18 protein-coding genes are annotated in these 24580 nt (G+C 62.3%); 11 read left to right on the top strand and 7 right to left on the bottom strand.

All coding sequences use genetic code 11. The features are described 5' to 3' along the window. Positions 1-46: 46 nt before the first annotated feature. Positions 47-199 (bottom strand): DUF3309 family protein, encoded by a 153-nt coding sequence (locus ACO77H_RS18795; protein WP_032863216.1) that lies wholly within the window; start codon positions 197-199, stop codon positions 47-49. A 329-nt stretch (positions 200-528) separates the two neighbouring features. On the opposite strand from ACO77H_RS18795, the gene ACO77H_RS18790 reads away from it, so the two are divergent. Both ACO77H_RS18790 and csrA read left to right on the top strand, forming a co-directional pair. Further along, the gene (locus ACO77H_RS18790) at positions 529-1344 is read left to right on the top strand and encodes an SDR family oxidoreductase (protein WP_169952778.1); all 816 of its coding nucleotides are present in this window, start codon (positions 529-531) and stop codon (positions 1342-1344) included. Positions 1345-1518: 174 nt separating this feature from the next. Next, positions 1519-1713 (top strand): carbon storage regulator CsrA, encoded by a 195-nt coding sequence (gene csrA, locus ACO77H_RS18785; RefSeq protein WP_170057027.1) that lies wholly within the window; start codon positions 1519-1521, stop codon positions 1711-1713. Here the strand turns inward: csrA and ACO77H_RS18780 are convergent. The 5 genes from ACO77H_RS18780 to mnmC form a co-directional block, all read right to left on the bottom strand. After that, the gene (locus ACO77H_RS18780) at positions 1710-1937 is read right to left on the bottom strand and encodes a YheU family protein (protein WP_003192759.1); all 228 of its coding nucleotides are present in this window, start codon (positions 1935-1937) and stop codon (positions 1710-1712) included. The two genes, csrA and ACO77H_RS18780, sit on opposite strands and share 4 nt — an antisense overlap. A gap of 59 nt (positions 1938-1996) precedes the next feature. Then, complete coding sequence (locus tag ACO77H_RS18775) at positions 1997-3181, bottom strand: osmoprotectant NAGGN system M42 family peptidase (RefSeq protein ID WP_115127811.1); 1185 nt, start codon at positions 3179-3181, stop codon at positions 1997-1999. A gap of 170 nt (positions 3182-3351) precedes the next feature. Continuing rightward, positions 3352-5097 carry an N-acetylglutaminylglutamine synthetase gene (gene ngg, locus ACO77H_RS18770; RefSeq protein ID WP_170042767.1) on the bottom strand — a complete coding sequence of 582 codons (1746 nt, stop codon included), beginning with the start codon at positions 5095-5097 and terminating at the stop codon, positions 3352-3354. 3 nt (positions 5098-5100) lie between these two features. Further along, positions 5101-6873 carry an N-acetylglutaminylglutamine amidotransferase gene (locus ACO77H_RS18765; RefSeq protein ID WP_169952772.1) on the bottom strand — a complete coding sequence of 591 codons (1773 nt, stop codon included), beginning with the start codon at positions 6871-6873 and terminating at the stop codon, positions 5101-5103. Between the two features lie 510 nt (positions 6874-7383). Continuing rightward, positions 7384-9381 (bottom strand): bifunctional tRNA (5-methylaminomethyl-2-thiouridine)(34)-methyltransferase MnmD/FAD-dependent 5-carboxymethylaminomethyl-2-thiouridine(34) oxidoreductase MnmC, encoded by a 1998-nt coding sequence (gene mnmC, locus ACO77H_RS18760; protein ID WP_432754427.1) that lies wholly within the window; start codon positions 9379-9381, stop codon positions 7384-7386. A 194-nt stretch (positions 9382-9575) separates the two neighbouring features. Here mnmC and ACO77H_RS18755 point away from each other — a divergent pair, with 194 nt between their 5' ends. The 4 genes from ACO77H_RS18755 (at position 9576) to ACO77H_RS18740 (ending at position 18491) form a co-directional block, all read left to right on the top strand. After that, complete coding sequence (locus ACO77H_RS18755) at positions 9576-14366, top strand: NEL-type E3 ubiquitin ligase domain-containing protein (RefSeq protein ID WP_432754426.1); 4791 nt, start codon at positions 9576-9578, stop codon at positions 14364-14366. A gap of 90 nt (positions 14367-14456) precedes the next feature. After that, positions 14457-15974, top strand: a complete 1518-nt coding sequence (pap, locus tag ACO77H_RS18750; RefSeq protein ID WP_169952768.1) for a polyphosphate:AMP phosphotransferase — start codon at positions 14457-14459, stop codon at positions 15972-15974. A gap of 101 nt (positions 15975-16075) precedes the next feature. Further along, a complete protein-coding gene (locus ACO77H_RS18745; protein ID WP_169952767.1) occupies positions 16076-17260 on the top strand; it encodes a thiolase family protein in 1185 nt (394 codons plus the stop codon). A 268-nt stretch (positions 17261-17528) separates the two neighbouring features. Further along, positions 17529-18491, top strand: a complete 963-nt coding sequence (locus ACO77H_RS18740) for a DMT family transporter (RefSeq protein ID WP_170042771.1) — start codon at positions 17529-17531, stop codon at positions 18489-18491. 105 nt (positions 18492-18596) lie between these two features. Here ACO77H_RS18740 and ACO77H_RS18735 read toward each other — a convergent pair whose 3' ends face one another. Further along, complete coding sequence (locus ACO77H_RS18735; RefSeq protein ID WP_169952765.1) at positions 18597-19985, bottom strand: class II fumarate hydratase; 1389 nt, start codon at positions 19983-19985, stop codon at positions 18597-18599. Between the two features lie 194 nt (positions 19986-20179). Between ACO77H_RS18735 and ACO77H_RS18730 the strand changes: the two genes are divergently transcribed. The 5 genes from ACO77H_RS18730 to ACO77H_RS18710 all read left to right on the top strand — a co-directional run bounded on the left by ACO77H_RS18730 (position 20180) and on the right by ACO77H_RS18710 (position 24495). Beyond that, positions 20180-20695: a DUF2059 domain-containing protein gene (locus ACO77H_RS18730; RefSeq protein WP_115127820.1), complete on the top strand. Its 516-nt coding sequence runs from the start codon at positions 20180-20182 to the stop codon at positions 20693-20695. A gap of 3 nt (positions 20696-20698) precedes the next feature. Beyond that, the gene (locus ACO77H_RS18725; protein ID WP_115127821.1) at positions 20699-20998 is read left to right on the top strand and encodes a BolA family protein; all 300 of its coding nucleotides are present in this window, start codon (positions 20699-20701) and stop codon (positions 20996-20998) included. Positions 20999-21116: 118 nt separating this feature from the next. Then, on the top strand, positions 21117-22058 hold the full coding sequence (locus ACO77H_RS18720; RefSeq protein ID WP_170057031.1) for a rhodanese-related sulfurtransferase: 942 nt from the start codon (positions 21117-21119) through the stop codon (positions 22056-22058). 36 nt (positions 22059-22094) lie between these two features. Beyond that, positions 22095-22697: a DsbA family protein gene (locus ACO77H_RS18715; RefSeq protein WP_169952869.1), complete on the top strand. Its 603-nt coding sequence runs from the start codon at positions 22095-22097 to the stop codon at positions 22695-22697. After that, positions 22690-24495: an ABC transporter ATP-binding protein gene (locus ACO77H_RS18710; RefSeq protein WP_432754425.1), complete on the top strand. Its 1806-nt coding sequence runs from the start codon at positions 22690-22692 to the stop codon at positions 24493-24495. Before ACO77H_RS18715 ends, ACO77H_RS18710 begins: the two co-directional genes overlap by 8 nt. The last annotated feature ends 85 nt before the right edge of the window (positions 24496-24580 follow it).

Below are 24580 nucleotides of genomic sequence, written 5' to 3'. Positions count from 1 at the left end.
CCTTTTACAAGGCCTCTTTTTTTTGCATTTTTTTAACGCTGGGGGGTTATATCTTGCCCAGCAGCAACAGAATCAACAGCACCACCAGCACCGTGCCGAGAATACCCGATGGCCCATAACCCCAGTTGCGCGAGTGCGGGAACACCGGCAGACCGCCGACCAGCAGGAGGATCAGAACAATGATAAGAATGAGGCTCATAGTGTGTTTTCCTTATTCGTCTTCTGAAAAGACCTGATTGTTAATACCAGAGCCGAACATCTAAAACGGCTGCCTTAACTGATCCGACTCCTGCACTTTGCAGAAAATTCCCTGTTTTTTTAATGCGATTTGGCCGCTGGCTTATTTCCTTTTTAATTGTTGTGCTGTGTCGCACTTAGTTTAAAAAGATTGAACTTACCCCAGGCCCCGGCATCCGACCGGGCTTTTGGTTTGCCCCGGGCATTCAGCAACTTGATGGTGCATGGGCCGGTGAATAACCTTCGCTACACTGGCGCTTACTTCCTCCCTGAACCACAAGGCTACTTCCTATGCAAAATCGCATGATGATCACCGGCGCCGGATCCGGCCTGGGTCGCGAAATCGCTCTGCGCTGGGCCCGCGAAGGCTGGCAGCTGGCCTTGTCGGATGTGAGCGAGCCGGGCTTGCAGGAAACCCTCGCGCTGGTGCGCCAGGCCGGTGGCGACGGGTTTATCCAGCGCTGTGACGTGCGTGACTACAGCCAGCTCACGGCCTTTGCCCAGGCCTGTGAGGTCAAGCTGGGCGGCATTGATGTGATCGTCAACAACGCCGGGGTCGCCTCCGGTGGGTTCTTCAGCGAACTGTCCCTGGAGGATTGGGATTGGCAGATCGCAATCAACCTGATGGGCGTGGTCAAGGGCTGCAAGGCCTTCCTGCCGCTGCTGGAAAAGAGCAAGGGCCGAATCATCAACATCGCCTCCATGGCGGCCCTGATGCAAGGCCCGGCCATGAGCAACTACAACGTGGCCAAGGCCGGTGTGGTGGCGCTCTCGGAAAGCCTGCTGGTGGAACTCAAGCAGCAGGAAGTCGGGGTGCATGTGGTGTGCCCGTCGTTCTTCCAGACCAACCTGCTGGACTCATTCCGCGGCCCGACCCCGGCGATGAAGGCCCAGGTCGGCAAATTGCTGGAAAGTTCGCCCATCACTGCAGCAGACATTGCCGATTACATCTACCAGCGTGTGGCCGTCGGTGAATTCATGATCCTGCCTCACGAACAGGGGCGGATGGCCTGGGCACTGAAGCAGAAAAATCCGCAGTTGCTGTATGACGAAATGACCAACATGTCGGAAAAAATGCGCGCCAAGGCGCAGTCGGCCAAAGGCTGAAAGATATAAACAATGGGTTTATATTTTTGCGGGATTACTGGGCTGTTTGATATTCGTCTGTCAGTAAAGACAACCATGGTTTGTAGGGTGGATCTGTTTATCTAGCAGGTTATTGATGGCTCGTAGGGGAGGGCGCATGGTCGCGGTCCGGTAACTTTCCAAAGGACAAACGCCATGCTGGTACTTAGCCGCGCGGTAGGCGAAATCATTTCCATCGGCGATCACATCACCCTGCGGATCCTGGAGGTCAACAACCTCCAGGTGAAACTCGGCGTGGAAGCGCCGGCAGGGGTCAATGTGCATCGGGCGGAGGTCTACGAAAAGATCCGCAGCCTACAGGGGCACCCGGTGCCCGTGGCCAACCCTTAGTCGAACAGGTGCTTGGGCACATCGTGCTTGAGCATCAACTGGCACTGTTCACTCTCCGGATCGAAAACGATCAGCGCCTGGCCCTTGGTCAACGCCTGGCGTACCCGCAGCACCCGGGTTTCCAGGGGCGTGTCGTCGCCGTTGTCGGTGCCGTCGCGGGTCACGAAGTCTTCGATGAGGCGGGTCAGGGTGTCGACTTCAAGTGCATCGTAGGGAATCAGCATACAAGCCTCAAATGGTGGATCCCGGCGATCCTACTGTGCCGGGATCATAGTTGCCAGCCTCAGGATTTCTGTCCGACCAGGCTGTCCACCGAGGGCACACGGGTGTCGCTCTCCATTTGTGTTTCATGTTCCAGTTGATGACTGAAGCGGTCCAGGGAGCCCTGGGCCGGTTGCGCATCGCTGGCAAATACCGGCGGGCTGAGGATGTAGGCGCCCAGCAGGCGGCTCAAGGCGGCGAGGCTGTCGATATGGGTGCGCTCGTAGCCGTGGGTTGCATCGCAGCCAAAGGCCAGCAACGCGGTGCGGATATCGTGGCCGGCGGTGACCGCCGAGTGCGCGTCGCTGAAGTAATAGCGAAACAGGTCACGGCGTACCGGCAGGTCGTTTTCCGCCGCCAGGTGCAGCAAGTGCCGGGACAGGTGATAGTCGTAGGGGCCGCCAGAGTCCTGCATCGCCACGCTTACTGCATGCTCGCTGGAATGCTGGCCGGGGGCGACCGGGGCAATGTCGATGCCGACGAATTCGCTGACATCCCAGGGTAAGGCGGCGGCCGCGCCACTGCCGGTTTCTTCGGTGATGGTGAACAGCGGGTGACAGTCGATCAGCAACGGTTCGCCACTGTCGACGATGGCCTTGAGGGCCGCGAGCAAGGCTGCGACGCCGGCTTTGTCATCCAGGTGGCGGGCGCTGATATGGCCGCTTTCGGTAAATTCCGGCAGCGGGTCGAAGGCCACGAAATCACCGACGCTGATCCCCAGGGAATCGCAATCGGCGCGGGTGGCGCAGTAGGCGTCCAGGCGCAGTTCGATATGGTCCCAACTGATTGGCATTTCATCCACTGCGGTATTGAACGCGTGCCCGGAGGCCATCAGTGGCAGGACGCTGCCACGGATCACGCCATTGTCGGTGAACAGGCTGACGCGGCTGCCCTCGGCAAAACGGCTGGACCAGCAGCCCACCGGGGCCAGGGTCAGGCGGCCATTGTCCTTGATCGCCCGCACGGCGGCGCCGATGGTGTCCAGGTGCGCGGAAACCGCGCGGTCCGGGCTGTTTTTCTGGCCCTTGAGGGTGGCGCGGATGGTGCCGCGCCGGGTCATCTCAAAGGGGATGCCCAGCTCTTCCAGGCGCTCGGCGACGTAGCGCACGATGGTGTCGGTAAACCCAGTGGGGCTGGGGATGGCGAGCATTTCCAGCAGCACTTTCTGCAGGTAGTTGAGATCCGGTTCGGGGATGGTTCGGGTCATGGAAACTCCTGATGAATTGAGGGCATCGATGGTTTCGATGAGGGGCTGGGTATGTGTTGCCTCGGCCGGCCCCATCGCAGGCAAGCCAGCTCCCACCTTTAAATGTGTTCACACATCAACCTGTGGGAGCGGGCTTGCCCGCGATGAGGCCCGTCCAGACAGCTCATGTCTCAAGCCATGGTTTGGCTGTGGGGAAACAACAAATCCACAAACCGTTCTGCCGTGGGCTGTGGTTCATGGTTGGCCAATCCTGCGCGTTCGTTGGCTTCGATAAATACGTACTCCGGCTGGTCAGCGGCCGGCACCATAAGGTCCAGGCCGACCACCGCAATATCCAGGGCGCGCGCCGCACGCACCGCTGCATCAACCAGCGTCGGATGCAGCGTCGCCGTGACATCTTCCAGGCAACCCCCGGTGTGCAGGTTGGCGGTACGCCGCACCGCCAGCACTTCGCCCGAAGGCAGGATGCTGTCGTAGTCGTAACCCGCTGCCTTTAAGGTGCGCAGGGTTTCGTCGTCCAGGGGGATCCGGCTTTCGCCATCGGTGGCCGCCTGGCGTCGGCGGCTTTGCGCCTCGATCAAGGCGCCGACGCTATGCTTGCCGTCACCGATCACCTGGGCCGGGCGGCGGATCGCGGCGGCCACCACTTCAAAGCCGATCACCAGGATGCGCAGGTCCAGGCCTTCGTGGAAACTCTCGAGCAATACCCGCGAGTCAAACTGGCGCGCCGCCTCGATGGCGCCTTGCACTTCTTCGATGGTCTGCAAGTCCACGGCCACGCCTTGGCCCTGTTCACCGTCCAGGGGCTTGACCACGATGCGCTGGTGTTCGTCGAGAAACTCCAGGTTATCGTCGGCGCTGGCCGCCAGTTGTTGCGCTGGCAATTTCAAGCCGGCGGCGCTCAATACTTTATGGGTCAGGCTTTTGTCCTGGCACAGGGTCATGCTGATCGCACTGGTCAGGTCGCTCAACGACTCACGGCAGCGCACCCGGCGCCCGCCATGACTGAGGGTGAACAACCCGGCTGCGGCATCGTCCACCTGCACATCAATCCCGCGTCGGTGCGCTTCTTCGACAATGATGCGCGCATAGGGGTTGAACCCCGCCTGCGGCCCCGGCCCGAGGAACAACGGCTGGTTGATGCCGTTCTTGCGCTTGATGGCAAACGTTGTAAGGGCACGAAAGCCGAGCTTGGCGTACAGGCTTTTTGCCTGGCGATTGTCGTGTAATACCGACAGGTCCAGGTAACTCAGGCCGCGGCTCATAAAGTGCTCGATCAGGTGGCGCACCAGCACTTCGCCGACGCCAGGCCGCGAGCATTGCGGGTCCACGGCCAGGCACCAGAGGCTGCTGCCGCTTTCCGGATCATGGAAGGCCTTTTGATGATTGAGGCCCATGACGCTGCCGATCACTGCGCCGCTGTCTTCATCCTCGGCCAGCCAGTACACCGGGCCACCCTGGTGGCGCGGGGTCAGCAGGTTGGCATCCACCGGCAACATACCGCGCCCCTGGTACAGGCGATTGACCGCCTGCCAGTCGGCTTCGCTCTGGACGCGGCGAATGCGAAAGCCGCGAAACACCCGGGTGGCCGGGCGGTAGTCGGTGAACCACAGGCGCAAGGTGTCGGAGGGGTCGAGGAACAACTGTTGCGGATCGATCCCCAGGATCTGCTGGGGCGCGGCCACATACAGGGCGATATCCCGTTCTCCCGGCTGTTCGTTGAGCAGCTCCAGGGCCAGGCTCGCCGGGTCGGGGAAGGTATGGCCGATCAACAGCCGGCCCCACCCGCAATGCACGGCAATCGGTTGCGCGCTCGGTTCGCTGCCGTCTTCGGCCAGGCGCGCTTGCAGGCGTTCGTAGGACGGCGCCTGGCCGCGCAGCAGGCGTTGGCTGTAGGCCGTGGCGTGAGGTTTCATCAATCAGATTCCTTGTTCGCTGAGCCACAGGTTCAGCGCTGCCAATTGCCACAGCTTGGAGCCGCGCAGCGGCGTCAGTTGCCCTTGGGGGTCGGTGAGCAGGCGGTCGAGCATCGCCGGGTTGAACAGGCCCCGGTCCTGGCTCGGATCCAGCAGCAGGTCACGCACCCAGTTCAAGGTATCGCCCTGCAAGTGCTTGAGGCCGGGCACCGGGAAGTAGCCCTTCTTGCGGTCGATCACCGCGCTGGGGATGACCCGGCGCGCGGCTTCCTTGAGCACTTGCTTGCCGCCGTCCGGCAGCTTGAATCGGCCCGGCACCCGCGCCGACAACTCCACCAGGCGGTAGTCGAGAAACGGCGTGCGCGCTTCCAGGCCCCAGGCCATGGTCATGTTATCCACACGCTTGACCGGGTCATCCACCAGCATCACCGTGCTGTCCAGGCGCAGGGCCTTATCCACAGGCGCCTCGGCGCCAGGTTGGGCGAAATGCTCGCGCACGAAGTCGCCGGCGGCGTCATTGGCGGTCAGCCATTGCGGGGCCACGGTGGCCGCGTAGTCGTCGTAGCTGCGGTCGAAGAAGGCCTCGCGGTAAGCCGCGTAAGGGTCGCTGGCGCCGTCCACCTGCGGGTACCAGTGGTAACCGGCGAACAGTTCATCGGCGCCCTGGCCGCTTTGCACCACCTTGCAATGCTTGGCCACTTCCCGCGACAGCAGGTAGAAGGCAATGCAGTCATGGCTGACCATCGGCTCGCTCATGGCACGGAACGCGGCCGGCAACTGCTCGATGATCTCGCTTTCGGCGATGCGCAGTTGGTGGTGTCGGGTGCCGTAATGCTTGGCGATCAGGTCGGAGTACTGGAACTCATCGCCACGCTCGCCGCCGGCATCTTCAAAACCGATGGAGAAGGTCGACAGGTCCTGCACCCCGACTTCACGCAGCAGGCCCACCAGCAGGCTCGAATCCACACCGCCTGAAAGCAACACGCCCACATCCACCGCCGCCCGTTGGCGAATGGCCACGGCTTCGCGGGTGCTGTCGAGCACGCGGTCGGTCCAGTCTTCCAGGGTCAGGTGTTTTTCATCGTCATGGGGGCCGTAGGGCAGGGTCCACCAGGTTTTCTGCTCGGTGGCACCGTTGGCCTCGATACGCATCCAGGTGGCCGGCGGCAGTTTTTCGATGCCCGCCAGCAAGGTGCGCGGTGCCGGCACCACGGCGTGGAAATTCAGGTAGTGATTGAGCGCCACCGGGTCGAGGATCGGGTTGATATCACCGCCCTTGAGCAACGCCGGCAATGCCGAGGCAAAGCGCAGGCGCTGGCCGGTGCGTGACAGGTACAACGGCTTGACGCCCAGGCGGTCGCGGGCGATGAACAGGCGCTGGCTGTCGCGCTCCCAGATGGCAAAGGCAAACATGCCATTGAGCTTGGGCAGCAAGGCTTCGCCCCAGGCGTGATAGCCCTTGAGCAGCACTTCGGTGTCACCGCCCGAATAGAAGGCGTAGCCCAGGGCTTCAAGCTCGGTACGCAACTCCGGGAAGTTGTAGATCGCGCCATTGAACGCCAGGGACAGGCCCAGTTGGGCGTCGACCATCGGTTGGGCCGAGCCGTCCGACAGGTCCATGATTTTCAGGCGACGATGGCCCAGGGCAATTGGCCCTTGGGCATGGAAGCCCCACGCGTCAGGTCCGCGTGGCGCCAAGTGATGGGTGATTCGTTCCACCGCTGCCAGGTCGGCAGGTTGATGATCGAAACGCAGTTCTCCAGCTAATCCGCACATAAAGTCCTTACCGGTTTTTCCGTTGGGGAGGGGCAAACATGCACGCGCCAAAACGGCGGGTACCCAAGGACTGACCCGTGGCTATAGGTGGAGTTTTAGATCAATAAGTTATATGGCAAACGGCCTGCTTGTGTCGCAGGCCACGCGGCGGCTTGCGGGGCGTGGGTGAAACGGGGGGTAATCAGGTCAAGCTCAGATGCAAATAATGGGGTGTTTCGCCAGGCAACTCCCCAGCTATTTGAACCTTTTCAAGGCGAGCGTGGGCTTATCGTCTGGCGTCATTGAACAATGCAATGAAGGAACGTTGTGAATCACGCAAACAGGTCATTTGAGCCAGGTTGTCGAACCTGTGACTCAGGACGAATTAATGGCAACGCTGCTGGATTTCACCGGTGACCTGGACAAGGCGCAGGTCTTGTAAGACCGGCTGCCGACCTGGCTGGTCAACGCTGATTCCCAGGTGTTCCTGGCCATTGAGCAGGCGTATGCCGAAAGTGGCGGGCCGCGAGCTTAGCCAGGTGTTTTTGCCACGTTGCTGCGAATCAACGCCCGCAGCGCAAAACGGTTGGGATGACAGGCCTCGGCCACGCTGCGGGGCAGGGGCAGCGGTTCGTTGTCCAGCCATGCCGCCAGCAGTTCACTCGACAGCGGCGCGGTGATCAGGCCCCGTGAACCGTGGCCGCTGTTGACGTACAGGCCGTCCAACCATGGGCAGGCGGTGTCTGGTGTGTGGCGGGCGTCCTTGCGCAGGGCGGCAAAGGCCAGGGCGAAGGCTTGGGGATCGGCCAGTGGCCCGACAATCGGCAGATAGTCCGGGCTGGTGCAGCGAAACGCCGCGCGGCCCTTCAGGGTGTGCGGGTCGAGCATGGCGGTGCGCAGGCGCTGGGCCAGGTCGGGGGAGATTTCCTGCAACAGTTCCAGGTTCCCCGCGTGCTCGGCGACGGTGGGGGTCAGGTCATCGCTCTTGAAATCAAAGCTGGCGCCCAGGGTATGTTCGCCCAGGCGGGCCGGTGCCACATAGCCTTCGGCGCAGACCACGGTAGCCAACGCCTGGCTGGCGGCAGTCTGTGGCAAGCGGGTGATCTGTCCGCGAATGCGCTTGAGGGGCAGCTCGGCGCTGGCGGCAAACTGCTTGACCTCGGCCGCCCCGGCCAGCACCACCACGGGGGCGCTGGCCAGCAACCGGTCGCCGTCCCAGGCCTGCCATTGATCGTTGACTTTGCGCAGCGCCAACACTTGATGATGCACATGCACCGTGATCCCCGGCTGACTTGCCTGCCACTGGCACAACGCCGGCGGATGCACCCAGCCGCCCTCGGGGAAAAACAACCCGCCATGCTCCAGGCTAATCCCGGCGCGGGCCTGGGCCTGATCCCGGTCCAGCAGGTGCAGCAAGTCAGGGGCAAATGCCTGGGCCAGTTGCGCCTGGCGTTCGGCCTCCTTGGCATTGAACGCCAGTTGCAGCACGCCACAACCGTCCCAATCCACCCCCCGTTGCAAGTGTTCCAGCAGGCGCCGGGTATGCCCGAACCCGCTGACAATCATCTGCGAAAGGGCCGTGCCATGGGCCGACAGCTTGAGGTAGAGCACCCCTTGCGGATTGCCCGAGGCCTCTTGGGCCAGGCCGGCATGCCGTTCCAGCAGGCTGACTTGCCAGCCCCGTGCGGCGAGGCTGGCCGCGCTGGCGCAACCGGCCATGCCGCCGCCGATCACCAGGGCCCGCCGTTCGCCTTTGGGGGCCGGTGGCCTGGCGAACCACGGCTTGATCGCCGCAACTGGCGCCGCGTCGGCCGGCCAGCCAAGAAACTCACCGCGCAGGATTTCCCACTTATGGCCGATGCCCGGCGTGCGTTTCATCTTGAACCCGGCGCCATTGAGCAGGCGCCGCACCCAGCCGGTGCTGGTGAAGGTGCTGATGGTCGAGCCGGGGGCAGCCAGGCGCGCCAGTTCGGCGAACAGCTCGGCGGTCCACATCTCGGGGTTTTTCGCCGGGGCAAAACCATCGAGGAACCAGGCGTCGATCTGGGCGTCGAGCTGCGGCAGTTGCTCCAGGGCATCGCCGATCAGCAGCGTCAGCGTCACCCGCCCGTTATCCAGGACCAGGCGCTGGAAACCCGGGTGGATGGCGATGTACTGCGCCAGCAATTGCTCGGCCAACGGTTTGAGCTCTGGCCAGAGGGCGAGGGCGCGTTGCAGGTCGGCGTGGCTCAGCGGGTACTTTTCCACACTGACAAAATGCAGGCGCGCCCCCGGCGTCGCGTGCTGTGCAAACAGTTGCCAGGCACACAAAAAATTCAACCCGGTGCCAAACCCCGTTTCCCCGATCACCAGGCGCCCACCCACCGGCAGCGCGGCAAAGCGCTCTTGCAGGCGGTTCTGTTCAAGGAACACGTAGCGGGTTTCTTCCAGGCCCGACTGGTCGGAAAAATACACGTCGTCGAACACCCGCGAGCGCGGGCGTCCCTGGTCGTCCCAGTCGAGCTGGGCATTGGGCTGTACGGGGTTCATGGGCAACTCGGCAAAGGCAAGGCGGCCATTCTAGTCGATCACGGGGGCCAGGGTTGGCGCGGGTGTTAGCCGGCTATTTGATCCATGCAAAAAACCTCTGCAATGGCGCGCAAGCGATCAGGAATCAGCGTTAATCGAGCATGGCGCAGCGGGTATCGTGGTGTTTTGATCCATGGCAATAAGGAACATTGCGCATGCAGGCACAGGCTGATTTGACCCACACATTCACTCAATTGACCCGGCAGCAGTTGCAAGCTGCCTTGCTGGAGATGACTGGCGACCTGGCCAAGGCCCAGGTCCTGCAACAGCGCCTGCCGGGCTGGATGATCAATTCCCCGCCAGGGTTGCTGGAGGCGCTGGAGCGGGACGCGGCGTATGTTGAAGAGGCCAAGGCTGGCGTCACGCAGCACTTGCAGGCATTGCGCAGTCTGGACGAGTTTTGCAGCGAGCAGTTGCAGGCCTACGGCCAGGCGCAGTGGCAGGTCACGCTGGAGCCAAAAAAGGACCTGTTTATCCGGGCCTTCTACGAGTATCAGGCAGATGTGTTGCCGCGCGAGTATGAGCGCACCGTGCGCCTGGAAAAACAGAGCCTGTTGCATAGGGCCATGCAGAACTTTTCGGCGGATGAGGCCCTTGCCGAGCGATATCCCGTCGAGTCGCGGCTGCAAGCGCAAGACCGCAGCGTTATCGGCGTTGCGCCCCATGAGTTTGCCGAAGGTTGCCGGGCGCTCGACCTCGGGCGTCGGTACCAGCAGCACATCAATGAGGTGTTCCACCTCGATCGCGACGAGGGCGTTGCCAGTGACGTGGCGCTGTCGATCGGCCGGATGAAAACCCTGGACGTAAAGATCGATGCCCATATCGCCCTGATGCGCGGCGATATCAGCCGCGAAACCTACGCCATGTTGTGCGCATTGCTGGAGCAGGACCTCAGCCCGGCCGCGGCGAAGAGCCAGCTGTACCAGGGGCGCCCCGTGCTCTGGCAAGGCCTCAATGCACGCGATTGCTGCCTGTGGAGCGTGCTGGTGTTTTCGGCCCGCCCGATTGGCGAATACCCCCAGCAGCCTTGTGTGGTCTACATGCCCAATGAACCACAGCGGCCGTTTTTCGAGTACCCATCCCTCAACGACTTCAAGGTTTACCTGGAACTGAAGCTGGAAGTGAGCAGCTATCGGCGCTTCTTTACCGGCTACCTGGGGGAGGTTGACCGGGTGGGGTTTTTCTCGCGATTCGACGAGCACCGCAGCCTTGGCGTGCTGGAGGCCCGGCCCGTCATGGTGAGCCTGGCCAGGCACTTTTTCAGTACTTACGTGGGCAAGTTGCAGATCGATGCGCGCACGCTGGCGGTGCCCGTGGCGGACGTGGACGAAGAGGTGCGCAAGCAGCGCCTGATGGAGTATCTGGAGGCTGGATTGACCTTGCTCAACCTCGCCGGTTTTGTCGTCCCGGCCTTGGCCCTGCTGATGACGGGCGTGGCGGTGGGGCAACTGCTCGGCGAGGTGTATGACGGCATCGAGGACTGGCGGCGGGGGGACAAGGGCGAGGCGCTCAGGCAACTGGGCGCGGTGGCGCAAAGTATCACCTCGATGGTGGTGTTCGCAGCCGGCGCCAAAGTGGTGGGCAACGTGTTGAAGCGTGCGCAGTTGAGCATGGGGCGCTTTTTTGCGGAGCTGGAAGCGGTGCGCTCGACCGATGGACATCTGCGGCTCTGGCGGCCCGATATTGCCCGGTACGCGCACCGTCAGCAGTTGCCCGAGAACGTGATGACGGACGCAGAAGGCATCTACCGGATTGGCGGCCATTGCTACGTCAAAGTGGTCGGTTTCGTTCATCGGATTGCCTTTGACGCCAAGCTGGGCCAATGGCACGCCCTCCATCCGACACGCCAGGATGCCTATCGCCCTGCGCTCCTGCACAACGGCGAGGGCGCCTGGCGCTTTGCATTCGAACAGCCTGAACGCTGGGAGGACCAGGATTACCTGTTCTCGCGCCTGGAGCCCGGCAGTCGTCACCCCCACCTGGATTCGCGCAAGCTGCGCCTGGTCAGCGACATCTTGGATATGCAGCCCCCCTGGGCGTACCACCTGGCTCGCGAGTGCTTGCCCTTTCCCGCGCGCTTTCGTGATGTGTATGAGCGGTTCCGGGTGGAGCAGTCGATTCGCGACCTGATCTGGCTGCTGGAGCGTGGTGTGTACCTCAACGCCGAACACGCGACCGCGCAGATGCAGGCCTTGGCGCTGTTGCCGGATTGGCCCGAGGGACGCTATTTCGAGGTGGTGGATGCGCAGGGCGCGGTGACGGCGCGTTACCCCGCTAGTGGCACTCATCGGCTGCCAATCACGCAGCACGCAGTGGCTGAAGGGCAAGTGTTTGATGTGCTGCTGTCGGAGCTCGACGAATCGCAAAAACTCGCCCTGTTGGGGGAGGACGTTGCTGCCGACCAGCAACATGGGGTGTTGGCGCGGCGTTTACTGGCGCACCTCAAGGCGGATCGCAAGCCGCTGTTTGAGCAGATGTACCAGGCCTATGACGGGCCAGTGCCCGAGGAGTGGGCGGTACTGCGCAGCACCTATGCGCAATTGCCGTCCAGGGTGATGCGCGAGTTGATGGCGCGCGCCTCGTCGGTGGAGCTCGAGTTGCTGCGCGAGCAGCAGCGAGTGCCCATGGGCCTGGCAGAGGCGGTGCGTGCTGCGCTGGCCGAACAACGCCTGGACCGCGCCTTGGCCGGTTTCGAACAGCCGGAATTGGCCGGCCTCGACACCCAGTGCGTGGCGGTGCGCACGCTGCCGCGCATCGAGGGTTGGGATCCCCGGCTGCACCTGGAGATGCGCGCAGATTCACCCCAGGGGGCGTTACTGGCCGTGGGCGCCGTCGAAGGTGCCAGTGTGCGGCTGGTGGTGGTGCGTACGGCTGCAGGGTTCCAGGCGTTCGATGCCAGTGGCCTGAGCCTGGGGAGTGTGCGTTCTGGAGTGGACGGGCTATTTGAGGCCATTGAAGACGCAAGCACCCTGGGCAGGCCCCAGGCGCAGGCCGAGCATGGATGGCGGTTGCGCCGCTTGATTGCCGCCAGGGCCCAGAGTGAGCGTGATCGCGCCGCCGAGGCGTTTTCCGATGGGGCACTGGAGCCCCAGGCAGTGCAAGCACCTTGCCGTGTGGCGGATTCACCCACCGGCTCTTTTACCCAAAACTCGCCCCTGGTGCGCAAGTTGCAGTGGCTTTATCCGCTGTTCACGCAGGCTCAAGCCTCTGCGTTGCTGCAGGGCCTGGGGGCCGACGAACTTGCTCGTGCCCATGCGGTAGAGCGTCTGCGCGCCGAGCTTGGGCGCCTGCGTGCGGTACTCAAACACTGGAAAAACGACATCGGCGGCTTGGAGCAGCAACCGGGCCTGAGGAACATCCGCCAGAGCCGCCAGCAAGTGGCCGAGCGTATCGAGGCCTGCTGGCGCCAGCAGAGCTTTATGCCCAATGAGCGCGAGCTGCCCGTTGCTGGCCTGTCCCTGGACGGGATGCGCGTGGGCTCGTTGCCGAACCTGCCGCCTGAAATTCGCTTCGACCATGTGCAGCGCCTGTCACTGCGCAATATGCGCCTGGGTGATGACGTGGCTTATTTCCTCAAGTGCTTCAAGGGGCTGCGCCGCCTGGACCTGGACCGTAACCGCCTGACCCGGTTGCCGGAATATCTGTCGCGCATGCCTGATCTGGGCAGCCTGTCGTTGTCCCACAATCAGTTGGCGTTGACCGAATACACCCGGCGCAAGCTCGCCGATATGAGCACGTTGCAGCTGTTGGACCTGAGCCACAACCCGGTGGAAGGGCACCTGGATGTCAGCGCCATGCGCGGCTTGCATACGCTGTTGCTACAGGACACCCGCATCGTCGACGTGCCCTCCGGGCTCGGGCGCCTGGCCTATCTGGACCAGGTGGACCTGCGCGACAACTGGATCACCCTGCTGCCCGAATGGCTGTTTAGCGCCACCCGCAGTTTCAGCCAGGCACTCAACCTGGCGGGCAACCCGTTGTCCACCTCGGCGGTGACGGCGCTCACGCGCTACCGCGAGGCGGTGGGTATTGGCATGGGCTATGTCGATGACGATCAATCGCGCTTCACCGAGTTGAAAGCCCGGGCGTTGTGGCTGCCGGATGAAGTGGCCAATCGCAATGCGATCAAGCGCGGCATCTGGGCCAACCTGCGCGATGACCCGGACTGCGCGCCGCTGTTCGAGTTGCTTGCGCAATTGTCCAGGACCGCTGACAGCCGGCACGTGCGCGAGGATTTGAGCCGGCGGGTGTGGGACGTCTTGCAGTCGAGCCATGACAGTATCGAGCTGCGCGAGCGAGTGTTTCAGCTGGCGGCGCATCCGGTGAATTGTGGCGATGGAGCCGCTGATATTTTCAGCCAGATCGAAGTCTTGATCGAGGTCGAGCAGGCGATGCTACAGGCCGGACGCAGGCAGGGCAGCCCCCGCGGATTCCTGAGCCTGGGCCGGCGTCTGTTTCGCCTGGGCGAGTTGGAAAAAATTGCCCTGGGCTATGCGGCCGAGCATGCCAGCGAGGATCCGCTGGAGGTCAGCCTGGCGTTTCGCATGGGGTTGGCCAAGGAGTTGGAACTGCCGAGGCAACCCAAATACGCGCAGTATGTGTCGATTGCCAATGTGACCCCCGAAGGGCTGGCACTCGCCCATTCCCAGGTGCGCACGGCCGAGCTGTCACCTGCACTCCTGCAGTTTTTGACGCAACTGTCATTCTGGAAAACCCATCTCAAGCAGCAATTTCCCAGCACCTTCCAGGCCGCGACTGAACCTTTTGATGTACAGCAGCAACTGCTCTTCGAGAACAGCCAGAACCTCACCGACGGCGACTACCTCAGGCAAATGCAAGACCTGCAGACCCCTCGCCGGCAGGCCATCGCCGAGGTGGTAGAGCGCCTGACCCTACAGATGCTGAAACACCAGGATCTGGGCATCTGCCATGTGCCCGAGGGCTGAGCCATTGATCCACGGCAAGTGGCCTGGAATTCCTTGCCCGCCACGCTGCCCAATCCGCTAGTCTTGATCCATCTTGGAAGGGAGTCGCCCATGTTTGAATCTGCCGAAATCGGTCACGCCGTCGATAAGGACACTTACGACGCTGAAGTCCCGGCCTTGCGGGAAGCTTTGCTGGAGGCGCAGTTCGAGTTGCACCAGCAGGGGCGCTTCCCGGTCATCGTGCTGATCAATGGCATCGAGGGCGCCGGCAAGGGTGAAACCGTCAAGCTGCTCAATGAGTGGATGGACCCGCGCCTGATCGAGGTGCGCACCTTCGACCAGCAGACCGACGAAGAACTGGCCCGCCCACCGGCCTGGCGCTACTGGCGGCAATTGCCGGCCAAGGGGCGCATGGGGGTGTTTTTCGGCAACTGGTACAGCCAGATGTTGCAGGCGCGGGTCCACGGCCAGATCAAGGATGCGCGCCTGGACCAGGCCATTGCCGGGGCCGAACGCCTGGAGCAGATGCTCTGCGATGAAGGGGCGCTGATCTTCAAGTTCTGGTTCCACCTGTCCAAGAAACAAATGAAGGCGCGGCTCAAGGCCCTGCAGGACGACCCGCTGCATAGCTGGCGCATCAGCCCGCTGGACTGGCAGCAGTCCGAGACCTACGACAAGTTCGTGCATTTCGGTGAGCGCGTGCTGCGCCGCACCAGCCGTGACTATGCGCCCTGGCATGTGATCGAAGGCGTGGACGCCAATTACCGCGGCCTGACCGTGGGCAAGATCCTCCTGGAGGGCCTGCAAAATGCCCTCAAGGTGCCCAAGGCCAGGGCCAGCGGGATCCAGCCGGCGCCATTGCCGTCGTCGGTGGACCAGATGAGCCTGCTCGACAGCCTGGACATGACCCAGCGCCTGGAAAAGGACGACTACGAAGAGCAACTGATTACCGAACAGGCACGGTTGTCGGGCCTGATGCGCGACAAGCGCATGCGCAAACATGCGCTGGTCACGGTTTTTGAAGGGAACGACGCGGCGGGCAAGGGTGGGGCGATCCGCCGGGTCGCGGCGGCGCTGGACCCACGCCAGTACCGCATCGTGCCGATTGCCGCGCCTACTGAAGACGAACGCGCCCAGCCATACCTGTGGCGCTTCTGGCGGCAGATCCCGGCGCGGGGCATGTTCACGGTGTTTGACCGCTCCTGGTACGGCCGCGTGCTGGTAGAGCGTATCGAAGGCTTTTGCACCACGGCCGACTGGATGCGCGCCTACGCCGAGATCAACGATTTCGAGGAGCAACTGCGCGATTCCGGGGTGATCGTGGTCAAGTTCTGGCTGGCCATCGATAAACAGACCCAACTGGAGCGCTTCCAGGCCCGGGAAGAAATTCCGTTCAAACGCTTCAAGATCACCGAAGACGACTGGCGCAACCGCGACAAGTGGGATGCCTACCGGGCGGCGGTGGGCGACATGGTGGATCGCACCAGCACCGAGATCGCGCCCTGGACCCTGGTGGAAGCCAATGACAAGCGCTGGGCGCGGGTCAAGGTGTTGCGCACCATCAACCTGGCGCTGGAAGAGGCGTTCGCCAAGTCCGACAAGCACGACAAAAAGAAGAAGCACAAATAGCGCCATGCTTTTGCATACGCCAGGTGAATGATCGTCGCGATCACCCGGCGCTGGATCTATCCTCGATCTGTCTCCCAACAACGACAAGATTGAGGTAGCCCATGCGTGAAGTAGTGATCGTCGACAGCGTGCGAACCGGCCTGGCCAAGTCCTTTCGCGGCAAGTTCAACCAGACCCGCCCCGATGACATGGCCGCGCATTGCGTCAATGCGCTGCTGAGCCGCAGCGGCATCGACCCGGCCAGTGTCGAGGATTGCATTGTCGGTGCCGGCTCCAACGAAGGCGCCCAGGGCTACAACATCGGTCGTAACGTGGCGGTGCTGTCGCGCCTGGGCACCGGCACCGCCGGCATGACCCTCAACCGTTTCTGCTCCTCGGGGCTACAGGCGATTGCCATTGCGGCCAACCAGATTGCCTCGGGGTGCAGCGACATCATTGTCGCCGGTGGCGTCGAGTCCATCAGCCTGACCATGAAGAGCGTGAATACCGACAACCTGATCAACCCTTTGCTCAAGGAGCAGGTGCCGGGCATCTATTTCCCCATGGGCCAGACTGCCGAGATTGTCGCTCGCCGCTATAACGTCAGCCGCGAGGAGCAGGACCTGTACGCCTTGCAAAGCCAGCAACGCACCGCCCAGGCCCAGGCCGACGGGTTGTTTGACGATGAAATCGTGGCCATGGCGGTCAAGTATAAGGTCGAGGATAAGAACACTGGCCAGGTGCAGATTCTCGATGGCGTGGTCGACCGCGACGACTGCAACCGCCCGGACACCACCCTGGCCAGCCTGAGCGGGCTCAAGCCAGTGTTTGCCGAGGACGGCTCGGTGACAGCGGGAAACTCGTCGCAATTGTCCGATGGCGCGTCGATGACCCTGGTGATGAGCCTGGAAAAAGCCCTGGAACTGGGGCTCAAGCCCAAGGCGTTTTTCCGTGGTTTTACCGTTGCCGGTTGTGAGCCGGACGAGATGGGCATCGGCCCGGTGTTCTCGGTGCCCAAATTGCTCAAGGCCCGTGGCCTGCAAGTGGCGGACATCGACCTGTGGGAACTCAACGAGGCGTTTGCTTCGCAGTGCCTGTATGCGCGCAATCGCCTGGAGATCGACAATGCCCGGTACAACGTCAATGGCGGCTCGATCTCCATCGGCCATCCGTTCGGCATGACCGGCTCGCGGCAGGTGGGGCATCTGGTACGGGAGCTGCAACGGCGCAATTTGCGCTATGGCATCGTCACCATGTGCGTCGGCGGCGGGATGGGGGCGACTGGGTTGTTTGAAGCCGTGCGCTGATCTATTAAACACCGCAGATCAAATGTGGGGGGCTTGCCTTAATGCCAGTCAGTTAAGCGCAGATCCCCTGTGGGAGCGGGCTTGCTCGCGAAAGCAGTGGGTCAGTCAACATCAATGTTTACTGGGCCGACGTCTTCGCGGCGATGCGGCGATCCGACAAGCCCGCTCCCACAGTTGGTTTGTGGTGTGCCTGATAAAAAACTTCGCCAAGGTTTACCCACATCCCCCTAGAATGCGGGTTCCTCTACCTCTGGCTCTTGGGGCACTCATGCACATCTCTTCCGGCCGCTGGGTCTACGGCTTATCCCTGACCCTGCTGACCGCGCTGCTCTGGGGCATTTTGCCGATCAAGCTCAAACAGGTACTGCAGGTGATGGACCCGATCACCGTGACCTGGTTTCGCCTGATGGTGTCCGGCAGTTGCCTGTTCGTCTACCTGGCCGCGGTCAAGCGCCTGCCCAGCCCGAAAGTCCTGGGCAAGCGCGGTGGCTGGCTGGTGGCGATGGCGGTGTGCGGCCTGGTGGGCAACTACGTGCTCTACCTGGTCGGGCTGAAGATGTTGAGCCCCGGCACGGCGCAACTGGTGGTGCAGATGGGGCCGATCTTCTTGATGATTGCCAGTGTGTTCCTGTTCAAGGAGCGTTTCAGCCTGGGGCAGGGCGTTGGCTTGCTGGTATTGATCATCGGCTTTGGACTGTTCTTCAACCAGCGCCTGGCGGAGCTGTTGACGTCCCTGGGCACCTACACCGCCGGGGTGCTGACGATTCTGCTGGCGACCACCATCTGGGTGTTCTACGCCCTGGGCCAGAAGCAGTTGCTGACGGTGTGGAATTCGTTGCAGGTGATGATGGTGATTTACCTGTGTTGCGCGTTTCTCCTGTTGCCGTGGGTGCATCCCATGGAGGCGCTGCAACTGAGCCCCTTGCAAGGCTGGCTGTTGCTGGCGTGCTGCTTCAATACGCTGATTGCCTATGGCGCATTTGCCGAGGCCCTGGCCCACTGGGAGGCGTCGCGGGTCAGTGCGACGTTGGCGATCACACCGCTGGTGACCTTTGTGGCGGTGGCGATTGCGGCGTGGTTGTGGCCCGACTATGTGCATGCCGAGCAGATCAACGGCCTGGGTTATGGCGGTGCGGTGCTGGTGGTGCTGGGATCGGCGTCAGTGGCGTTGGCCCCGTCCTTGATCGCCGGGCTCAAGGCCCGGCGCGCAAGGTTGATACAACCTCTGTAGGAGCCGGCTTGCCGGCGAAAAACCCAAGGGCAACGCGGGGCATCAGTCACCCCGCGTTATCGTTGACGTTTTTCGCCGGCAAGCCGGCTCCTACAGGAGAGGGGATCAGTGCCCGGCTTCGAGCATGTTTTCCGGGCGTACCCACTGGTCGAACTCGGCATCGGTGAGGTAGCCCAGCTCCAGCGCGGCTTCGCGCAGTGTCAGCCCTTCGGTATAGGCCTTCTTGGCAATCTGCGCCGACTTGTCATAGCCGATATGCGGGTTCAACGCCGTCACCAGCATCAAGCCACGCTCCAGGTGCGCGGCCATTTGCTCGGCGTCGGGCTCAAGGCCTGCGATGCAATGCTCCTGGAAGTTGCGGCAGCCGTCGGCCAGCAAACGGATCGACTCCAGCAGGTTGTGGATAATCACCGGCTTGTACACGTTCAACTGCAAATGCCCTTGGCTGGCGGCAATGCCGATGGTCACGTCGTTGCCCAGCACCTGGCAGGCCAGCATCGACAGGGCCTCGCACTGGGTCGGGTTGACCTTGCCGGGCATGATCGAGCTGCCCGGCTCGTTGGCTGGCAGGCGCACTTCGGCCAGCCCCGCGCGCGGGCCCGAGCCCAGCAGGCGCAGGTCGTTGGCGATTTTCATCAAGGCCACGGCCAGGGTCTTCAGGGCGCCAGACAGGGTGGTCAGCGGCTCATGGCCCGACAGTGCGGCGAACTTGTTGGGTGCGGTGACAAACGGCAACCCGGACAACGCGGCGATTTCTGCGGCAATCGCCTCGCCAAAGCCATGGGGCGAGTTCAGGCCGGTGCCGACCGCCGTGCCGCCCTGGGCCAGTTCGTAGACGGCGGGCAGGGCGCTGCGAATGGCGCGCTCGGCATAATCCAGTTGCGCGATAAACGCCGAGACCTCCTGGCCAAAGGTGATGGGCGTGGCATCCATCATATGGGTGCGACCGGTCTTGACCAGCTTCATATGGCGCGCCGACAACTCCGCCAGCCCGCCGGACAGCTCACGCAGCGCCGGCAGCAATTGCTCGTGCACCGCCTGCACGGTGGCGATGCTCATGGCGGTGGGGAAGCAGTCGTTGGAGCTCTGGGAACGGTTGACGTGATCGTTGGGGTGCACCGGGCTCTTGCCGCCACGGGCCTTGCCCGACAGCTCGTTGGCGCGGCCGGCGATCACTTCGTTGGCGTTCATGTTGCTCTGGGTGCCACTGCCGGTCTGCCAGACCACCAGCGGGAACTGGTCATCATGCTTGCCGTCGAGCACTTCGTCAGCGGCCTGTTCGATCAGCCGGGCGATGTCGGCGGGCAGGTCGCCGTTGCGGTCGTTGACCCGCGCTGCAGCTTTCTTGATCAGGACCAAGGCGTGGAGTACCGCCAGTGGCATGCGTTGCTCGCCGATGGCGAAATTGACCAGTGAACGCTGGGTCTGTGCGCCCCAGTAAGCGTCATCCGGGACTTGTACTTCGCCCAGGCTGTCGGTTTCGATACGGCTCATCGCAGGGACTCTCCTTGTAGTCGGTTTGCGCAGTTTAGGCCCTGGCGGCACGTTTGGGTTCCATAAAAGCCATTTCATCGGGCAAACCCTCGCAAAACCAGGCCCTACAAGGCGTGGGGTTGAGTGCCGGCGTTTTTTAGGCGCAGAATGGTCGCCCTTGGGGTCTTACCTCGCCTGCTAGAAAAGGAAACTCGATGACTCGTCTTCGTGCCATCTGTACCGCGGTTGCTCTGGTCTGTGCCAGCGGCCAGGTTCTTGCCGATACCGCCAGCCACAACGCCAGTGCCGAAGCCTTCCTGACCCTGGCTCACGCAGACAAGCTGGGCACCCCGGTGTACATGCAAGTGCAACAAATGTTCGCCCAGCGCTTCGAGCAGACCAAGGCGCCTGCCGCCAAGCAAACCGTTCTGGACACCTACCAGGCCAAGGCCAACGCCGCCCTGGACCAGGCCATTGGCTGGAACAAGCTCAAGCCGGACATGGTCAAGCTGTACACCAGCAACTTCAGCGAGTCCGAACTCAAAGACCTGGTTGCCTTCTACAAGTCGCCACTGGGCAAGAAAGTTTTGGAGAAAATGCCGCAACTGACCCAGCAATCGGCCCAACTGACCCAGGCCAAGCTGGAAAGCGCGGTACCTGTCGTGAACAAGCTGTTGGAAGACATGACCAACGAGCTGACCCCCAAAGCCGCACCCGCCAAGAAGAAGTAAGCAATGACCATGCAGCAGCGTATCGAATCGGCACTTGCCGCCCTGAGCCCGGAACACCTGAGTGTGCTGGACGAAAGCCATATGCACAGCCGTGGATTGCAGACGCATTTCAAGGCCGTGCTGGTCAGCCAGCAGTTCGAGGGGCTCAACCGGGTCAAGCGCCATCAGAAGGTCTACGCCACGTTGGGTGACCTGATGAGCGAGTTCCATGCGCTGGCGCTGCACACCTACACGCCTGAAGAATGGGCAAAAACCGACGCAGCCCCGGCCTCGCCGACCTGCGCTGGCGGTAGCAAACACTGATATCCGGCTGCTACAAAGGCCTATGTTTTGCTAGAATCCGCAACGCGCCGCTCAGTCGGCGCGTTTTTTTTGCATCCGGTTCACCCTTTACGAGGGTAGCCACCTGGAGAGAACACCCATGACACAACCCATCGTCGTGGCGGCACTGTATAAGTTCGTCACCCTCGAAGATTACGTGGCCCTGCGCGAGCCGCTGTTGCAGGCCATGGTCGACAACGGCATCAAGGGCACCTTGCTGATCGCCGAAGAAGGCATCAACGGTACCGTTTCCGGCAGCCGCGAAGGCATTGATGGCCTGATGGCCTGGCTGAAGAACGACCCACGCATGGTCGATATCGATCACAAAGAGTCGTACTGCGACGAGCAGCCGTTCTACCGCACCAAGGTCAAGCTGAAAAAAGAGATCGTGACCCTGGGCGTCGAAGGCGTCGACCCGAACAAGAAAGTCGGGACCTACGTTGATCCACAAGACTGGAACGCGTTAATCAGCGATCCAGAAGTGCTGTTGATCGATACCCGTAACGACTATGAAGTGTCGATCGGCACCTTTGAAGGCGCAATCGACCCGAAGACTACGAGTTTTCGCGAATTTCCCGACTACATCAAAGCCAACTTCGACCCGGCCCGGCACAAGAAAGTCGCCATGTTCTGCACCGGCGGCATTCGTTGTGAAAAAGCCTCGAGCTATATGCTCAGCGAGGGCTTCGATGAGGTGTATCACCTCAAGGGTGGCATCCTCAAATACCTCGAAGAAGTGCCCCAGGAAGAGACCAAGTGGCAGGGCGACTGCTTTGTTTTCGATAACCGCGTGACCGTGCGCCACGACTTGAGCGAAGGTGACTACGATCAATGTCATGCCTGCCGTACTCCGGTTAGCGTAGAGGACCGCGCATCCGAGCATTACGTGGCCGGCATCAGCTGCCCGCACTGCTGGGATAAGCTGTCCGAGAAGACCCGTCGCAGTGCGATCGACCGTCAGAAGCAGATCGAGCTGGCCAAGGCCCGCAACATGCCGCACCCGATTGGTTACAACTACAAGCAATCATCCACCGAGGCTTGAACCATGTCTGCGCGCCTGCTCTATGTGATGGACCCGATGTGTTCCTGGTGCTGGGGTTTTGCCCCGGTGGCCAAGGCCCTGGTTGAGCAGGCCCAGGCAGCGGGCGTGGAGTTGCACCTGGTGGTGGGCGGCTTGCGCACCGGCAGTGGCGCGGCGCTGGAGCCGGCCACCCGGCGCTATATCCTGGAGCACTGGCAGGCGGTGACTGAAGCCACTGGCCAGCCGTTCCGCCTGGAGGGCGCCTTGCCTGATGGCTTTGTGTATGACACGGAGCCGGCCTGCCGGGCCCTGGTCACCGCGCGCGGCCTGGCGCCGGATTGCGCCTGGACCTTGCTCGGGCTGATCCAGCAGGCGTTTTATGTCGAGGGCCGCGATGTGACCCGCGCCAGTGTGCTGGTGGAACTGGCCGAGACCGCCGGGGTGCCGCGTATCGAGTTTGCCGAGGCCTTTGACCGTGCCGAGCAGCATGCAGCCACGGCCGCCGATTTTACCTGGGTGCAGGATCTGGGCATTGCCGGCTTCCCCACCTTGCTGGCCGAGCGCAATGGCCAGTTGGCCTTGTTGACCAACGGCTACCAGCCGCTGTCCGAGCTCGCACCTTTGCTCGGTCGCTGGCTGGAGCGAGCTGCCTGTGCATGATCAGCCAACGCCACGGGTTGATCGGCTGACCTGGGCAGAAATCCGCCGCCTGGCCCTGCGCCATAAAAAAGCCCTGTGGATCGCCAATGGTGTCGCCGTTCTGGCGACCCTGTGCAGCGTGCCGATTCCCTTGCTCCTGCCTCTGCTGGTGGACGAGGTGCTGCTGGGCAATGGCGATGGCGCGTTGAAAGTGATGAACCATGCGTTGCCAGCAGCCTGGCAGCAGGCCGCCGGCTATATCGGCCTGATGCTGCTGATCACCCTGGTGCTGCGTTGCGCGGCCCTGGTGTTCAACGTGGTCCAGGCGCGCCTGTTTGCCGGGCTGGCCAAGGACATTGTCTATCGCATCCGTGTGCGGTTGATCGAACGGCTCAAGCGTATCTCCCTGAGCGAATACGAAAGCCTGGGCGGCGGCACCGTGACCACGCACCTGGTCACCGACCTGGACACGGTGGACAAGTTTGTCGGTGAAACCTTGAGCCGGTTCCTGGTGGCCACGTTGACCCTGGTCGGCACCTCCGGGATCCTGATGTGGATGCACTGGAAGCTGGCGCTGTTGATCCTGCTGTTCAACCCGTTGGTGATCTATGCCACGGTGCAGTTGGGCAAGCGGGTCAAGCACCTGAAGAAGCTGGAAAACGACAGCACCTCGCGGTTTACCCAGGCGCTGACGGAAACCCTGGATGCGATCCAGGAAGTGCGCGCCGGCAATCGCCAGGGCTTTTTCCTCGGGCGCCTGGGGCAGCGTGCCCAGGAAGTGCGCGACTTTGCCATCAACTCCCAATGGAAAAGCGACGCCTCCAGCCGCGCCAGTGGCCTGCTGTTCCAGTTTGGTATCGACATCTTTCGCGCGGCGGCAATGCTCACCGTGCTGTTTTCCGACCTGTCCATCGGCCAGATGCTCGCGGTGTTCAGCTACCTGTGGTTCATGATCGGCCCGGTGGAGCAACTGCTGAACCTGCAATACGCCTACTACGCTGCCGGTGGCGCGCTGACGCGCATCAACGAACTGCTGGCCCGCGCCGACGAGCCGCAATATGCCGGGGGCGAGGATCCGTTTACCGGGCACGAAACCGTGGGTATCGAGGTGCGGGGCCTGGACTTTGGCTACGGCGAAGACCTGGTGCTCAACCAACTGAACCTGGCCATCGCTCCCGGCGAGAAGGTGGCGATTGTCGGCGCCAGTGGCGGCGGTAAAAGCACCCTGGTGCAACTGCTGTTGGGGCTCTACACCCCGCAGGCGGGCACGATCCGCTTCGGCGGCGCGACCCAGCAGGCGATTGGCCTGGAAACCATCCGCGAGCATGTCGCGGTGGTGCTGCAGCACCCGGCACTGTTCAACGATACCGTGCGCGCCAACCTGACCATGGGCCGCGAACGCAGCGACCAGGCCTGTTGGCAGGCCCTAGAAATCGCCCAGCTGGAGGCTACGGTCAAAGGGTTGCCCAAGGGCCTGGACAGTATTGTCGGGCGCTCTGGCGTGCGCTTGTCCGGTGGCCAGCGCCAACGCCTGGCGATTGCCCGAATGGTACTGGCCGAGCCAAAGGTGGTGATCCTCGACGAAGCCACCTCGGCCCTGGATGCGGCCACCGAATACAACCTGCACCAGGCGCTGGCGCGGTTTCTCAGTGGGCGTACTACACTGATCATTGCTCACCGTTTGTCGGCGGTGAAGCAGGCTGATAGGGTATTGGTGTTTGACGGTGGACACATTGCCGAAGATGGCGACCACCAGCAACTGATAGCCGATGGCGGTTTGTACGCCAAGCTTTATGGACACTTGCAACAAGTTCGCTGAATCGATCCCGTATCCGATCCTGGAGGGATCGCGTTTGGCCTCGGCTGTGCTGTCAGGAGCAGTTTTTACTCGCCTGTGCTGATGC

Origin of the sequence: Pseudomonas sp. WMBT8 (assembly GCF_050916005.1) — a bacterium.
GTDB lineage: Bacteria > Pseudomonadota > Gammaproteobacteria > Pseudomonadales > Pseudomonadaceae > Aquipseudomonas.
The sequence above is the reverse complement of the archived record's forward strand: the minus strand, read 5'-3'. Positions and strand labels throughout refer to the sequence as shown.